This window comes from Mesorhizobium sp. M1004 (genome assembly GCF_040318795.1).
Classification (GTDB): domain Bacteria; phylum Pseudomonadota; class Alphaproteobacteria; order Rhizobiales; family Rhizobiaceae; genus Mesorhizobium.
The window spans coordinates 568,700-582,416 of sequence record NZ_JAMYNB010000001.1 but is presented as its reverse complement, the minus strand read 5'-3'; the positions used below and the strand labels follow the sequence as shown (position 1 = coordinate 582,416).

The 13,717-nt window shown below is 62.3% G+C and carries 16 protein-coding genes; 10 read left to right on the top strand and 6 right to left on the bottom strand.

Features of this window, described 5'->3' with window-relative positions; all coding sequences use genetic code 11:
* Window positions 1-101: 101 nt before the first annotated feature.
* From NKH54_RS02800 to NKH54_RS02780, 5 genes are all read left to right on the top strand, one after another.
* Window positions 102-863, top strand: a complete 762-nt coding sequence (locus NKH54_RS02800; protein WP_023686192.1) for a 3-hydroxyacyl-CoA dehydrogenase — start codon at window positions 102-104, stop codon at window positions 861-863.
* Window positions 864-869: 6 nt separating this feature from the next.
* Window positions 870-2,036, top strand: a complete 1,167-nt coding sequence (locus NKH54_RS02795) for a CaiB/BaiF CoA transferase family protein (RefSeq protein ID WP_352838760.1) — start codon at window positions 870-872, stop codon at window positions 2,034-2,036.
* A 35-nt stretch (window positions 2,037-2,071) separates the two neighbouring features.
* Window positions 2,072-2,842, top strand: coding sequence for a HugZ family pyridoxamine 5'-phosphate oxidase (locus NKH54_RS02790; protein ID WP_352838790.1), 771 nt, complete (start codon window positions 2,072-2,074; stop codon window positions 2,840-2,842).
* A gap of 153 nt (window positions 2,843-2,995) precedes the next feature.
* The gene (locus NKH54_RS02785; RefSeq protein WP_023669951.1) at window positions 2,996-3,334 is read left to right on the top strand and encodes an ArsR/SmtB family transcription factor; all 339 of its coding nucleotides are present in this window, start codon (window positions 2,996-2,998) and stop codon (window positions 3,332-3,334) included.
* A 71-nt stretch (window positions 3,335-3,405) separates the two neighbouring features.
* Window positions 3,406-4,200 (top strand): TrmH family RNA methyltransferase, encoded by a 795-nt coding sequence (locus NKH54_RS02780; RefSeq protein WP_352838759.1) that lies wholly within the window; start codon window positions 3,406-3,408, stop codon window positions 4,198-4,200.
* 38 nt (window positions 4,201-4,238) lie between these two features.
* On the opposite strand, the gene NKH54_RS02775 is transcribed toward NKH54_RS02780, so the two are convergent.
* A complete protein-coding gene (locus NKH54_RS02775) occupies window positions 4,239-5,399 on the bottom strand; it encodes a coiled-coil domain-containing protein (RefSeq protein ID WP_023705954.1) in 1,161 nt (386 codons plus the stop codon).
* 155 nt (window positions 5,400-5,554) lie between these two features.
* A complete protein-coding gene (locus tag NKH54_RS02770; RefSeq protein ID WP_245259859.1) occupies window positions 5,555-6,091 on the bottom strand; it encodes a DUF1134 domain-containing protein in 537 nt (178 codons plus the stop codon).
* A gap of 391 nt (window positions 6,092-6,482) precedes the next feature.
* On the opposite strand from NKH54_RS02770, the gene chpT reads away from it, so the two are divergent.
* Together chpT and NKH54_RS02760 are read left to right on the top strand one after the other, a co-directional pair.
* The gene (gene chpT, locus NKH54_RS02765) at window positions 6,483-7,112 is read left to right on the top strand and encodes a histidine phosphotransferase ChpT (protein WP_023669947.1); all 630 of its coding nucleotides are present in this window, start codon (window positions 6,483-6,485) and stop codon (window positions 7,110-7,112) included.
* 244 nt (window positions 7,113-7,356) lie between these two features.
* A complete protein-coding gene (locus NKH54_RS02760) occupies window positions 7,357-7,725 on the top strand; it encodes a response regulator transcription factor (protein ID WP_023669946.1) in 369 nt (122 codons plus the stop codon).
* An 86-nt stretch (window positions 7,726-7,811) separates the two neighbouring features.
* Here NKH54_RS02760 and ctrA read toward each other — a convergent pair whose 3' ends face one another.
* On the bottom strand, window positions 7,812-8,507 hold the full coding sequence (gene ctrA / locus NKH54_RS02755) for a response regulator transcription factor CtrA (RefSeq protein WP_006203583.1): 696 nt from the start codon (window positions 8,505-8,507) through the stop codon (window positions 7,812-7,814).
* 449 nt (window positions 8,508-8,956) lie between these two features.
* Between ctrA and NKH54_RS02750 the strand changes: the two genes are divergently transcribed.
* Window positions 8,957-9,334 (top strand): flagellar export protein FliJ, encoded by a 378-nt coding sequence (locus tag NKH54_RS02750; RefSeq protein ID WP_023669945.1) that lies wholly within the window; start codon window positions 8,957-8,959, stop codon window positions 9,332-9,334.
* Between the two features lie 109 nt (window positions 9,335-9,443).
* Here NKH54_RS02750 and NKH54_RS02745 read toward each other — a convergent pair whose 3' ends face one another.
* Window positions 9,444-9,845, bottom strand: a complete 402-nt coding sequence (locus NKH54_RS02745; protein ID WP_023691645.1) for a winged helix-turn-helix transcriptional regulator — start codon at window positions 9,843-9,845, stop codon at window positions 9,444-9,446.
* Window positions 9,846-9,936: 91 nt separating this feature from the next.
* Here NKH54_RS02745 and NKH54_RS02740 point away from each other — a divergent pair, with 91 nt between their 5' ends.
* On the top strand, window positions 9,937-10,866 hold the full coding sequence (locus tag NKH54_RS02740) for an NADP-dependent oxidoreductase (RefSeq protein WP_353027683.1): 930 nt from the start codon (window positions 9,937-9,939) through the stop codon (window positions 10,864-10,866).
* 66 nt (window positions 10,867-10,932) lie between these two features.
* Here the strand turns inward: NKH54_RS02740 and sciP are convergent, their stop codons facing one another.
* Window positions 10,933-11,208: a CtrA inhibitor SciP gene (gene sciP, locus NKH54_RS02735; RefSeq protein ID WP_013529904.1), complete on the bottom strand. Its 276-nt coding sequence runs from the start codon at window positions 11,206-11,208 to the stop codon at window positions 10,933-10,935.
* Window positions 11,209-11,465: 257 nt separating this feature from the next.
* Here sciP and mnmA point away from each other — a divergent pair, with 257 nt between their 5' ends.
* Window positions 11,466-12,656 (top strand): tRNA 2-thiouridine(34) synthase MnmA, encoded by a 1,191-nt coding sequence (gene mnmA, locus NKH54_RS02730; protein ID WP_027049863.1) that lies wholly within the window; start codon window positions 11,466-11,468, stop codon window positions 12,654-12,656.
* A gap of 63 nt (window positions 12,657-12,719) precedes the next feature.
* Here the strand turns inward: mnmA and NKH54_RS02725 are convergent, their stop codons facing one another.
* Window positions 12,720-13,679, bottom strand: coding sequence for a Gfo/Idh/MocA family protein (locus tag NKH54_RS02725; protein WP_023699712.1), 960 nt, complete (start codon window positions 13,677-13,679; stop codon window positions 12,720-12,722).
* Between the last annotated feature and the right edge of the window lie 38 nt (window positions 13,680-13,717).

Below are 13,717 nucleotides of genomic sequence, written 5' to 3'. Positions count from 1 at the left end.
AGGATCGGTCGCGGCACCGGTCGCGATGGATCCCCATTGGTCAGGTTGCACCATGGCGGCGACCTCCGTAGCATGACCTGGAACAGCACGGAGCATGCAGCATGAACCCGAACGGCCAGATTGCGATCGTAACCGGCGGCGGCTCCGGCCTCGGCGAGGCAACCGCCCGCGCGCTGGCCGACAAGGGCGCGCGCGTCGCCATTTTCGATATCGGCATCGACCGGGCATCGAAGGTGGCGGGCGACATTGGCGGCGCCGCCATCCAGTGCGATGTGAGCAGCGCCGACAGCGGTGCGGCCGCGGTCGCCGAGGTGGAAAAGAGACTTGGGCCAGCGCGCATCCTGGTCAATTGCGCGGGCATTGCCATCGGCGTGAAGACGATCGGCAAGGATGGTCCACATCCGCTCGACCAGTACCGCAAGGTGATCGAGATCAATTTGATCGGCACCTTCAACATGATCCGCCTCGTCGCCGACCGTGCCGCCCAACTCGAACCGCTGCAGGGCGGCGAGCGCGGCGTCATCGTCAACACCGCGTCGGTGGCCGCCTATGATGGCCAGATCGGCCAGGCCGCCTATGCCGCATCCAAGGGCGGCGTCGTCGGCATGACGCTGCCGGTTGCCCGCGACCTGGCGCGCTCCGGCATTCGCGTCTGCACCATCGCGCCCGGCATCTTCAAGACGCCAATGATGGCCGGCATGCCGCAGGAGGTGCAGGATTCGCTCGGCGCGGCCGTGCCCTTCCCGTCCCGCCTCGGCGAGCCGTCCGAATATGCCGCGCTCGCCCTGCATATCGTCGAAAACCAGATGCTCAACGGCGAAACCATCCGCCTCGATGGGGCAATCCGCATGGCGCCGAAATAGACGGCCATGGCGGCCGGCGCAGTGAAGACCGGTCCGCTGGCCGGCCTGAAAGTCATCGAGATGGCTGGGCTCGGCCCGGTGCCGCTGGCGGGGCTGATGCTGTCGGACATGGGCGCCGAGGTGCTGCGCATCGAGCGCACCGGTTCGGACCAACCCCTGCTGCCGCTCTCCGATGCGCACAATCTCGACCGTCACGGCCGCTCCATCCTGCGCGTCGACCTCAAGCAGGCCAAAGGAACGGAACTGCTGCTGCGCCTTGCCGAAAAGGCCGATCTGTTTGTCGAAGGCTTTCGCCCCGGTGTGATGGAGCGGTTTGGTCTCGGCCCGGATGCTGCATTGGCGCGCAATCCGGCGCTGATTTACGGCCGCATGACCGGCTTCGGCCAGGACGGGCCGCTCGCAGGTCGCGCCGGCCACGACATCACCTACCTCGCCTATTCCGGTGTGTTGCATGCCATAGGCCGGGAGGAAGGCCGGCCGGTGCCGCCGCTGAATCTGATCGCCGACAATGGCGGCGGCGCCATGATGCTGATCGCCGGGGTGCTTGCAGCGCTGTTCGAGCGCTCGCGCTCCGGCAAAGGCCAGGTGATCGACGCGGCGATGGTCGAGGGCGCTTCGATGCTGGTGGCCCCCATACACGCCTTCATGTCGGCAGGTCTGTGGAGCGACCGGCGCGGCGCCAACCTGCTCGATTCCGGTGCGCCCTTCTACGACACCTATGAGACGGCGGACGCACGCCACGTTGCGGTCGGCTGCCTTGAGCCGCGCTTCTTCGCCGCATTCGCAAGGCTGCTGCCGCTCGGCGAGGATTTTGTCCGCGGCCAATACGACAAGGCGTTGTGGCCGGACATGCGCGCGGCCATTGCCGACCGGTTCCGGCAGAAGACACGCGACGACTGGGACGCGCTGTTTGCCGCAAGCGATGCCTGCGTGGCGCCGGTTCTGTCGCTGGCCGAAGCCAGGGATCATCCGCACAGCCGGGCGCGTCACGCATTTGTGAAGGCCGGTGCGCTCGAGCGCCCCGCGCCCGCGCCACGCTTCTCGGCCTCGCAGCCGGCGCTTGCCGGCATGTCTGAAGATGACGATCAGCTGCCCCAGACCGTGCTGGCGCGCTTCGGCTTTTCGACAGCCGAGATCAAAGCGCTTGTCAAAGCCGGCATGATTGGCCAATAACTGGATTTAGAAAATCAACTTACCTGGTGAGCATTTTGGACCAGCCGAAGAAGGACGTCATTCGCGCGACGGACGCCGAGGCGATCAGGCTGGCCGCAACGCTGATCCGCAGCGCCCGTTTCGGCGCCCTCGCGGTGATCGAGCCCTCGACCGGCGCACCGCTGGCCTCCAGGGTCGGAGTCGCCACCGACATCGATGGCACGCCTCTAATCCTTGTCTCGGCGCTGTCAGCCCATACCGGCGCCATCCTTGCCGAGCCGCGCTGCTCGCTGCTTGTCGGCGAACCCGGCAAGGGCGATCCGCTGGCGCATCCCAGGATAACGCTGGTCTGCCGGGCGCAGCCGCTGGAACGCGGGTCGAGCGCGCATGCCCGCGCCGAGCGGCGCTATCTCAACCGCAATCCCAAGGCAAAGCTCTATGCCGAGCTCGGCGATTTCTCGATCTTTCGGCTCGAGCCGGAGCGCGCCAGCCTGAATGGCGGCTTCGGCAAGGCCTACCTGCTCGACCGTGCCCATCTCATCACCGAGGGGCCGATCGTCGACGAGCTGGCAGCCAGCGAACAGTCCGGTCTCGACCACATGAATGCCGACCATCTCGACGCCATCGCCGTCTATGCCCATCATTTCGCCAGGGTTGAAGGTGATGGTTGGACCATCACCGGCTTCGATGCCGAGGGCATGGACCTGGCATCGGGCGACACCGTTTGCAGGGTCAATTTTCCGCAGCCATTGAAGAGCGCGCGCGACCTGCGGCCGGTTCTGGTCGACCTGGCCAAAGCCGGTCGTGCGCCAGCTACGCAAGGATAATCGTCATGAATCAAAAGCACGTCTTGAGATTTGGGCGAAATGATCTACGATTCAGGCGACGCTGAATCAGCAGCGTGATCCATAGCTGAATTATAGCAGCCAACGCTATTTGCCCCCATAGCGTTTGGATGAGCAGGAAAACATGGGGCATCGATGGTCTCGACCAAACTAATCGCCAATGCCGAATCGGCGGCGACATTTCTGACCCTTATGGGCAACGAAAAGCGGCTCTTGATCATGAGCTATCTGGCCGACGGTGAAATGTCGGTCGGCGCCATCGCCGAAAAGGTGATGCTCAGCCAGTCCGCTTTGTCGCAACATCTGGCCAAGCTCAGGGCGCTCGATCTTGTCGAGACCCGCCGCGACCGGCAGATGATCTACTATTCCTGCAAGTCCGAAGCCGTGCGCGAACTGTTGCGCATGCTGGACGGCATTTTCGGGATAGGCGACTTGTCCCAAATGGCAACGCGTCTGCGCCGCGCCGGGACTTGACCTGCAGGGCTTGACTGGCGGCTCCGATCGCTCCTTACCTCGCTGACGATTTTTCGCCGGCCGAGGTATTGATGGATCCGATCCAGATCGACGACGCGCGCGATCCGCGGGTCGCCGCCTATCTCGACATCCGCGAGCGCGATCTCACCGGCCGCCATGGCCGGTTCGTTGCCGAAGGCAAGGTGGTGCTGGACGTCCTGCTGTCAGCCGGACGCTTTGCTGCGGAGTCGGTCCTGGTTCTCGAAAACCGCCTGGCCGGGCTCCACGACATACTGCGCAAGGCCCCTGCCGACCTGCCGGTCTACGTTGCGGCAAGCGCCGTCATGGACAGGATCGCCGGCTTCCACATGCATCGCGGTATATTGGCGATCTGCAGCAAGGGCACGCCACAGCCCGCCGAGGCCTTGCTCGACACCTTGCCTGCCGAAGCGTTGATCGTCGTTCTCATCGGCATCGCCAACCATGACAATATCGGATCGATCTTCCGCAATGCCGCCGCCTTCGGCGCCGATGCCGTCTTCGTCGACGCCACCTGTTGCGACCCACTGTATCGCAAGGCGATCCGTGTCTCCGTCGGCGCCGCGTTGAAGGTGCCCTTTGCGTCCTTCGGCGACACTGAAGCTTTCATCGCGAAGCTCGGCGAGTTGGGCTTCGGCCAGGTCGCTTTGTCGCCGCGTGGTGAGGCTGACATTCGCGATGCCGCGCGACCGAAACGACTGGCGCTCTATCTCGGCACCGAAGGCGAGGGCCTCCCGGAGAGCCTGCTTGCCCGCCTGCGGACGGTGCGGATCGCGATGTCGGAAGGGTTCGACAGCCTGAATGTTGCTGCCGCGTCAGCCATTGCGCTGCACCATTTTTCGCCCTGATAGGCGTAGTCAGGCAATTTCAAGCCGGGGCTTGAAACTCAGCTCGGCAAATCTGCCTTCTGCAACGCCCGGACGCGATCGGCGAGGCTGGTGGTTCCTGACCGCGTTTCCTGCGGCGCCGCCAGCGCCTTGGCGATCGGTGAATCCGGTCCTTCGAGCTTGGCCGTCAAATGGACGACCTCAGCCGCCAGATTGTTCATCTGTTCGCGCAAGGCAGAACCGGTATCATTGCCATTGCCGGGGCCATTCCCGGGCTTCGCGGATCCAGAACCGCCAAGCTCCGCCTTCATCCGCTTGTTTTCGCGGGCCAGCGTCGTCAGCCTGGCTTCGAGCCGCTCTCGGTCGCCTTCGAGCTTGGCGAGCGTCTTGTCGATGTCCTCGTTCCTGGCGCGGGCACTGTCTTGCGCACCAACCAGGCCAGCAGCCGCGGCGGCTCCCGCAGCCTCGCCCTTCACCCGTTCGCGAAGCCGGGCCAGTTCCTTTTCGCGGCGATCGAGCTTGTCCTCGCGATCGGCAAGCGTGGCGAGCAGACGCTCGAGCTTTCTGTCGAGGTCGGCGGTTCTTTTCTTTTCGGCCTTCAAGGCATCGCGCGTGGCCTTGGCCTCGGCGACGACTTCCTGATGGCGCCTGTCGGCCTCCTTGCGCTGGCCGCGCAGCACTGAAATGTCGTTGGCAAGTTTTTCCAGCTCGGATTCGCGCGCCACCAGTTCGATCTGACGATTGCTGGAGGAGAAGGACGCGTCGTCGTACATATGTTCGAGCTTTTCCAGCTCGAGCGCGCGCTTTTCCATCATGCGCTCTGTTTGTGCAAGCCTGTCAGACAGCTGTTGTATCTGCTGCTCGCGATGCAGGAGCAATTCGTTTTTTTCCCCGAGCTCCGAAAGCGCCTGCTTCTTGTCCTTGCGCTCGACCGCCAGGCCCTTCAGCGCCTCGCGGCCGCGATTGATTTCGACGAGTTGCTCATTCGCCTGCTCACGCAGCGTCTTGATGCTGATTTCGAGCCGGCGCGTCGTCATGGCGAACTCGGCCCGCAAGCTGTCCTTGTCGGCCTGGATCTCGGCCAGCGTTCGCGGCACCGACGCCTCGACACGCTTGCGTGTCAGCACAACCGCCCGCCGCCAGATGGCCGGCGCGACCAGCAGCGCCAGAAAGCCTGCGCACAGAAAGCCGAGGGCGAAGAACAGGATCGACTGAACCAAGGTGACTACCCGTTACGGGCGGGCCGCTATCCGGCAACCGCCAAGTCTGGACTTTGCCATGTTCGCATGACGCAAATCCAGCGCTGCGGCAAGGGTTTGCCGCAGCTGCACCGGGTCAGAATCTGTTGATCGGGTCGAAGTGTGGTCGGAATCGCTCAGAAGGGATTCCAGGTCGGCCTCTGCGTCAGCTTCAGATAGCCGAGATTGACGCCAAGCCGCGCGCCGACGCCGGTGCGGATCGGCACCAGCAGCACCCTGTTGTTCTGCAGCACGTTGAAGCCGACGCCGGCCACGACATAGGCCGAACCGGCAACGCCGCCGAACCGATTGTAGAGATTGCTGACGTCGTCGAGGTTATAGACGAGCATCATCACCCGCGATCCCTCGCCGCCGAAATCCCAACCGAGCGAAGGCCCTTGCCAGAACACCTTATGGTCGCCGGCATTCTTGGTGTAGAGCGTACCTTCGCCATAGGTCAGGCCCCCGATCAGCGCGCCGGATCCCTCTTCGCCGAGCAGATAGCCATTGGGCAGGCCGTAGGAGGCAAAAATCTTCTCGACGACGGTTGCGAGACCGCCCGACGTCGCGCCGAAGAACTTGTGACCGGAATCGACGATCTCCTGAGCGGTGTATTCCTGTGCCCGCGACGCAGAGGTTGAGAAAGCGAGAGCGCCCATGAGGGCAATCGCCATGAAGAAGACGCGGACAAACGTCCGGTCGTAGAATCGGGAAACCATGCTTCCAATCTCCGTCAGGGAGCACTTTCGCCGACGCCTCGCACCCCGTCCGGCTCTTTAGGCGGCCGTTAAGGATGACTGTTACGGGCAAACTATGCCGTAATCCTTTTTCAACCATTAACCTCCCACATGAACATGGCGGTTCGAAGGCTGTTTCTGACTGTCTGCACGGGCTCCCATCCTGTGCAAAGATGCCGTTTTTCTCACAAGAATTGTGGATTGTTGCTGCACGCTCGGGCGCTGTGTATTCAGAATGCCTGGGGGGAGAGAGCGTGATTCGGGTGGTGAGCGTGGCTGTCGGCCGCGCGGCCACCAGGATGTGAATTTTAGCAGGGATTTTTCGCCGATGGCTGAGCTTTTCTCTCTCTCCGCACCCGATCTCGCAGCCTTGTTGTGCAGCCGAGTCTGCCACGACATCATTTCGCCGGTCGGCGCCATCAACAACGGCCTTGAACTCCTGGACGAGGGCGGCGCCGACGAAGACGCCATGAAACTGATCCGGCAGAGCGCCAGAAACGCTTCGGCCCGCCTGCAATTCGCCCGCATCGCCTTCGGTGCCGCCGGTTCGGCGGGCATGATGATCGACACCGGCGATGCCGAGTCCGTCGCCATCGCCTTCCTGAAGAACGAGAAGCCGGAATTGATCTGGAACGGGGTTCGCGCCCTGCTGCCCAAGAACAAGGTCAAGCTGCTGCTCAATTTGCTGCTCGTCGCCAATGCCGCCATCCCGCGCGGTGGCAGATTGGTGGTCACGCTGGAAAACCTCGACACCGAGCCGCGCTTTGCGCTTGCCGCAAGCGGCCCGATGCTGCGCGTGCCGCCGAAATTCCTCGAGCTCCATTCCGGCAACAAGCCCGAGGAGCCTATCGACGCCCATACCGTCCAGCCCTACTACACGCTGCTGCTGGCGCGTGAGGCCAACATGACGATCTCGATTCATGCGACCGCCGAAGAGATCGTGCTGTCCGCGGCTTGAGCGAAGCCGTTCGGCAGGACGTCCGAGCATCAAGAACAATCAAGTATCTTTTCCCGCTGATATTTGCGGCAATTCAGAACAGGAAAGTTTCATTGCCGGCAATGCCCCTGCCGAATGGGGCTGCAGACGACATGTTTGTAAAAACTTTACCTAACGGCTTTTCTGCTTCTTTACCAGATCGGCCTAGTGTGCATCCCGATACCCGGATGCCGCCGGTTCGCCCCATGGCAAAGAGGACCCGGAAATGAAGCGCTGCATGTTTGTCGACGATTCGAGCGTCATCAGAAAGGTTGCAAAACGGATTCTTGGCGGCTCCGACATGGTGGTGATCGAAGCGGCAACTGGACTTGATGCTGTTGAGATGTGCGCTGCCGAGATGCCTGATGTGATTGTCGTCGACGGCGCCCTGCCGGACATGCAAGCGGTCGACGTCATTCGCCAGGTTCGCGCCATGGAGAGCACGATCAAACCGCAGATTCTGATCTCGCTGGTCGAGGTCGATGTTGCCTCGATCATGAAGGCAAAGCGCGCCGGCGCCCAGGGTTATCTGTTGAAGCCGTTCAACCGGCCGCAACTGCTCGAACGTTTTCGTACCTTGAAGGTTGCCGCCTGATTCGGCTCGTTTTCGGCCAAAAAAGGACAGCAAAAAACCCGGCCTGAGCCGGGTTTTTTGCATTGATTCAATTGGATGATGTTCGCTCAGGCGCTGACGCGGATGTCTTCCGGCTCGCGCAGCACATAGCCGCGACCCCAGACCGTCTCGATGTAGTTCTGGCCACCGGATGCTGCGTCGAGCTTCTTGCGCAGCTTGCAAATGAAAACGTCGATGATCTTCAGTTCCGGTTCGTCCATGCCGCCATAAAGGTGGTTGAGGAACATTTCCTTGGTCAGCGTGGTGCCCTTGCGCAGCGAGAGCAACTCCAGCATCTGGTATTCCTTGCCGGTCAGATGCACGCGCTGGCCGCCGACTTCGACGGTCTTGGCGTCGAGATTGACCACCAGGTCGCCGGTGGTGATGACCGACTGGGCATGGCCCTTGGAACGGCGCACGATGGCATGAATGCGGGCGACCAGCTCGTCCTTGTGGAACGGCTTGGTCATATAGTCGTCGGCGCCGAAGCCCAGGCCGCGCACCTTGTCCTCTATACCGGCCATGCCGGACAGGATCAGGATCGGCGTCTTCACCTTGGACAGGCGAAGTGTCCGCAAGACTTCGTAGCCGGACATATCGGGAAGGTTGAGGTCGAGAAGAATGATATCGTAATCATAAAGTTTACCGAGATCGACACCTTCTTCGCCGAGGTCGGTCGTGTAAACATTAAAACTTTCAGATTTGAGCATCAGCTCGATGCTCTGAGCGGTTGCACTGTCGTCTTCTATCAGCAGAACGCGCATTTCATTCCCCTTTTCTGCCGCCGGACCATGTCACGACCCATCCGGGACCGGAGCAGTGATTGCCTGAACAGAGGCTGCCATCGAATGGTTAACAAAACCTAATTCCGCACCAAGGACGGTACCAGATTTTTTAACCCCTTTCTACACCCTCTTGAATCTAATGATGAATCACAGAACCAAATCGCTAATGCAACACATTAATAAGTCGGACTAAGTGACTCAAGGGACTCGCTGGCCGGCTTCCGTATCGGGAGCCGGAATTTTTACCCGGCCTTAAGTCCTCGCCCTTATGATTAACAATGCGCGTAAACGAATGGTTACCGCCGGCAAAAAACTTTAGGGATTTGTTTCCCATAGTTCGGGGAATGCCGGTGGATACGGGCGGCGCCAGGCCCTGGCGGGCGGATTGGACGATATGTGCAGGTGTGCGTTTCCGGGAGTACCGAATCATGAAGTCACGTGAAAACCTCGTTCGGCTGAAGCAATTTCAGGTGAATGAGAAGCGGCGGCAGCTGCTGCAGCTCGACATGATGATCGCCGAGTTCGAGCGCATGGCCGTTGAACTGGAGCTTCAGATCACCGCCGAGGAGAAGAAGGCCGGCATCACCGACATCAATCATTTTGCCTATCCGACCTTCGCCAAGGCGGCGCGTCTGCGCCGTGATAACCTCAGAAACTCTCAAAGCGACCTCGCCCAGCAGCGAAGCGCTGCCGAATCATTACTCGGCGAAGCTGAAGCGGAGCTTTCCAAGGCCGAGATGCTGGAATCGCGCGACACCAAGATCCGCGACGCGGAACTCGGCGGTCGCAGCGCCATGATCGGCTGACGGCAGAGTTTTAACCCGACCGGCGCCGCCTGACGCCGCGCTTTGCTTTGCGTGTAGCGCGCCAAAAGGCTCCGGCGCTGCTGATCCGGCCCGTAAGGCGGCCGCAGCTTCAGGCCCGTGCCAAATCCCTGTCCAGGTTCGCCGCCGCCCTCGCCCGCGCTTGCTTGATGTCAGGCACATGCTCTTCCGACCAGGAGCGTATCTGGGTGAGCAGCCCCGCCAGGTTCTGGCCAAGTTCGGTCAATTCATATTCGACCCGCGGCGGGATCACCGGAAAGATTTCGCGCCGCACAAGCCCGTCGCGCTCGAGGACGCGCAGCGTCTGCGTCAGCATTTTAGGCGTGATGCCTTCGAGCTTACGCGCCAGTTCGCCGTTGCGCATCCGGCCACGGCGCAGCGCACAAACCGTCAGATAGACCCATTTGCTGGCCAGCATCTCGAGCACGGCGTGCGAAGGACACGTCCGCTGGAAGGCGTCATAGCCGGAGCCGCAATCATTATCACTATCCATGAGGTGCCTATATATGGAAAAGGTACATACTGGACAAGGGAATATTACTATCCAAATGATAGTGGCACAGAAACCCCAGCAGGAGCCTCCCATGCGTGCCGTTGTCCAGAATTCAGTCGGCGGACCCGACGTCCTCGTCATGGCCGATCGCCCCGCGCCCTCGCCCAAGTCAGGCGAAGTGCTCGTGCGCGTGCATGCCGCCGGTATCAATCCGGTCGATGGCTCGGTGCGCGCCGGCTACTATCCATTGCTGGGCGAACCGCCCTTCACTTTGGGCTGGGATATTTCAGGTACGGTCGAGGCGGTAGGCCCAGGCGTCGATGGCGGCCTCAGGGTCGGTGACGCCGTGTTCGGCATGCCGCGTTTTCCCAAGCAGGCCGCGGCCTATGCGGAACTCGCTGTCACCCCGGCCGATGAAATCGCACCGAAGCCGCAAGGCATTGACCACAATCATGCCGGCGCGCTGCCGCTGGCCGGTCTGACCGCCTGGCAAGGCCTTGTCCGCCATGGCGGCCTGAAGCGCGGCCAGCTCGTGTTGATCCATGCTGCGGCCGGCGGCGTCGGGCATCTGGCGGTGCAGATCGCCAAGGCGCACGGCGCTTATGTCATCGCCACCGCCAGCCCGAAGAAACTCGATTTCGTCCGCTCGCTCGGCGCCGATGAAGTGGTCGACTACACCAAGGGAGATTTCGCCGCCGAGGTCAGCGACGTCGACCTGGTGCTGGAGCCGATGGGCGGCGACCATGCCGACCAATCGCTGACAGTCCTGAAGGACGGTGGGGTCCTGGTGTCGCTGCTCAATGTCCACGACACCACCCGAGCCAAGGCTGCTGCGCGTGGGATCCGCGTCGAGCGCATGTCCGTCGTGCCCGACCGTGAAGGCCTCGTCGAACTTGGCAAACTGGTCGATGCGGGAAAGCTTGCGGTCCATGTGGCAAAGAGCTTTCCGCTCGAACAGGCGGGCGCCGCGCACGCTTTTCTCGCCACCAGGCCGATCGGCAAGGTGGTGCTGACGGTCTGAGCAGCAGGCATTACCGACAGGCAAAAGGGCGCGGTTACCGCGCCCTTTTCTATTGTGGTCCTGGCTCTAGTGCCGGTATTGCTGGATGCGCGTCGTGCGCAGCCCGGCAAGGCCGTATTCGTCGATCGACGCTTGCCAGGACAGGAATTCCTCGGTGGTCAGCTTGTAGCGCTGGCATGCCTCGTCGAGGCTCAAAAGCCCGCCGCGGACCGCAGCAACCACTTCCGCCTTGCGCCGGATAACCCAGCGACGTGTATTCGTCGGCGGAAGATCGGCAATCGTAAGAGGGCTGCCGTCAGGCCCAATAACATATTTGACTCGCGGTCTAACAAGATCGGTCATCGTACTCTCTACTAAAAACTCAAAGACCCAATCCCCACCACATTACCGCCACAGCTTTAAAAATTGCCTAAGCGAACCCTAATGAGTAGGTAAGGATCATGAACGCCGCGTTAGTCTTTTCGTCGGCATTTGAGGCAACGGCGGGCAGGCGCGCAATTTTCCCGCAAAATCGGCACCGCCGCAAAGCTGGCGCCGCTGGTGTGGTTGACCTATATTCGCGCCACTGCCATTGAAGCGCCGCGCAGAACGAAAGAACCATGAACAGCCTCGACCTTCCCGCCAGCCCGCAAAACACCCGCGTCGTCGTCGCCATGTCGGGCGGTGTCGACTCGTCCGTCGTCGCCGGTCTGCTGAAGCGCGAAGGCTATGATGTCGTCGGCGTCACGCTGCAGCTCTACGATCATGGCGCCGCAACGCACCGGGCCGGGTCGTGCTGCGCCGGCCAGGACATTGACGATGCCCGCCGCGTTTCCGAGACATTGGGCATTCCGCATTACGTGCTCGACTATGAGGAGCGCTTCCGCAAGGCGGTCATCGACCCGTTTGCCGAGAGCTACGTTGCCGGCGAAACGCCCATTCCGTGCGTCTCTTGCAATCAGACGGTGAAGTTCGCCGACCTTTTGGCCACCGCCAAGGACCTTGGCGCCGATGCGCTCGCCACCGGCCATTATATCCGCTCCGGGGCCAATGGCGCCCACCGCGCGCTATTCCGGCCCGTCGATGCCGACCGCGACCAGAGCTATTTCCTGTTTGCCACCACGCAGGCGCAGATCGACTATCTGCGCTTTCCGCTGGGTGGGCTGTCCAAGCCTGCGGTGCGGGCCATCGCCGAAGAAATGGGGCTGACCGTTGCCGCCAAGCAGGACAGTCAGGACATCTGCTTCGTGCCGCAGGGCAAATATTCCGACATCATCGCCAAGCTGAAGCCAGCTGCCGCCAACCCAGGCGACATCGTCCATATCGACGGCCGCGTGCTCGGTCGCCATGACGGCATCCTGCGCTATACGATCGGCCAGCGCCGCGGCATCGGCATCGCCTCGGGCGAGCCGCTTTACGTCGTCCATCTCGACGCCGACCGGGCCCGTGTCATCGTCGGCCCGCGCGAGGCGCTGGAGACCCACAAGATCTATCTGCGCAACATGAACTGGCTGGGCGATCGCGCGCTGTCCGACATTCCGGCCGCCGGCATGGAGCTGTTCGCCAAGGTCCGCTCGACGCGGCCGCCGCGCCCGGCCGTGCTGCATCACCGCGCCGGCAGCACCTTTGTCGAACTGGTCGACGGCGAGTCCGGCATCGCGCCGGGACAGGCCTGCGTGCTCTATTCCGACGACGGCAACGAAGCCCGCGTTTTCGGCGGCGGCTTCATTGAGCGCTCCGAGCGCGGCGCCGAGGCCGAAGCCATGCTCAGCCGGCTCGCAGCCAGGCCGGCGCAGATTCCCGCAGAGTAAACACTACCCTCTCGGAGGCAGTTTGGTTTCGATCTGCCTTAAGAGCAGGGTTTCGAAACGGTCTCAGGACTTTGTGTGCGTGACTGTACCCGCCGTCAGGATGCGCAGCACCCTGATGGCTTCCTCGCCGCTGGTGCGCGGCTCGGCCCGCGTCTCGATACACTGGATGAAGTGCTCGAGCTCGCGCGTCAGCGGCATCCCCTGGCCGACCGCGACATAGGACGGCTCGTTGGTGGTGAAGGCCCACTGGCCGCTGTCCTGCCACACCGCGTGGCGGTAGACGGCCAGCTTGCGCTCCCATGGCTCGACATCGTCGAACACCGCCATTGCCTTGGTGCCGACCACGGTCAGCCGCCGCTCGCGATAGGGATTGAGCCGCGAGGTGAAGAGATGGCTGCGCAAGCCATTGGGAAAACGCATGTGCAGATGCGCGAAATCGCTGAGATTGTCGAGGAGTGCGGCCCCCTCGCCCCTGACGTCGATCGGCTCGGTGCCGGTGATGGCCAGGATCATCGACAGATCGTGCGGCGCCAGATCCCACAGTGCGTCGTTCTCGGTGTGGAATTTGCCGAGGCCGAGCCGGTGCGAGTGGATGTAGCGAACCTCGCCGAGCTCGCCATTGTCGATCAGCGCCTTCAGCGTCTCGAAGGCGGGATGGAATCGCAAGACATGGCCGACCATGAACACGCGGCCGTTGTCCCTGGCCGCCTGCACGGCGCGCTCGGCGTCGGGCACGGTCAACGCAATCGGCTTTTCCACCAGCACGTCCTTGCCGGCCTCAGCGGCGCGCACGGCAAGATCGGCATGGAATTGCGGCGGCAGCGCCATGACGATGGCGTCGATATCGTCACGCACGAACAGCTGGTCGGGCTCGATCGCCAGGCAGTCCTGCTCGCTGGCAAAGCCTTCGGCCCGCGCCCGATTGGCATCGGAAACCGCATGCAGCGCGCCGAGCGCCTTGAGGGTGCGGATGTGGTTGCTGCCCCAGTATCCGCAACCGAGGACTGCAATGCGCGGCTTCATCAGCTTCAAACTCTAATTTCTTGGCCGAGACATAGCGG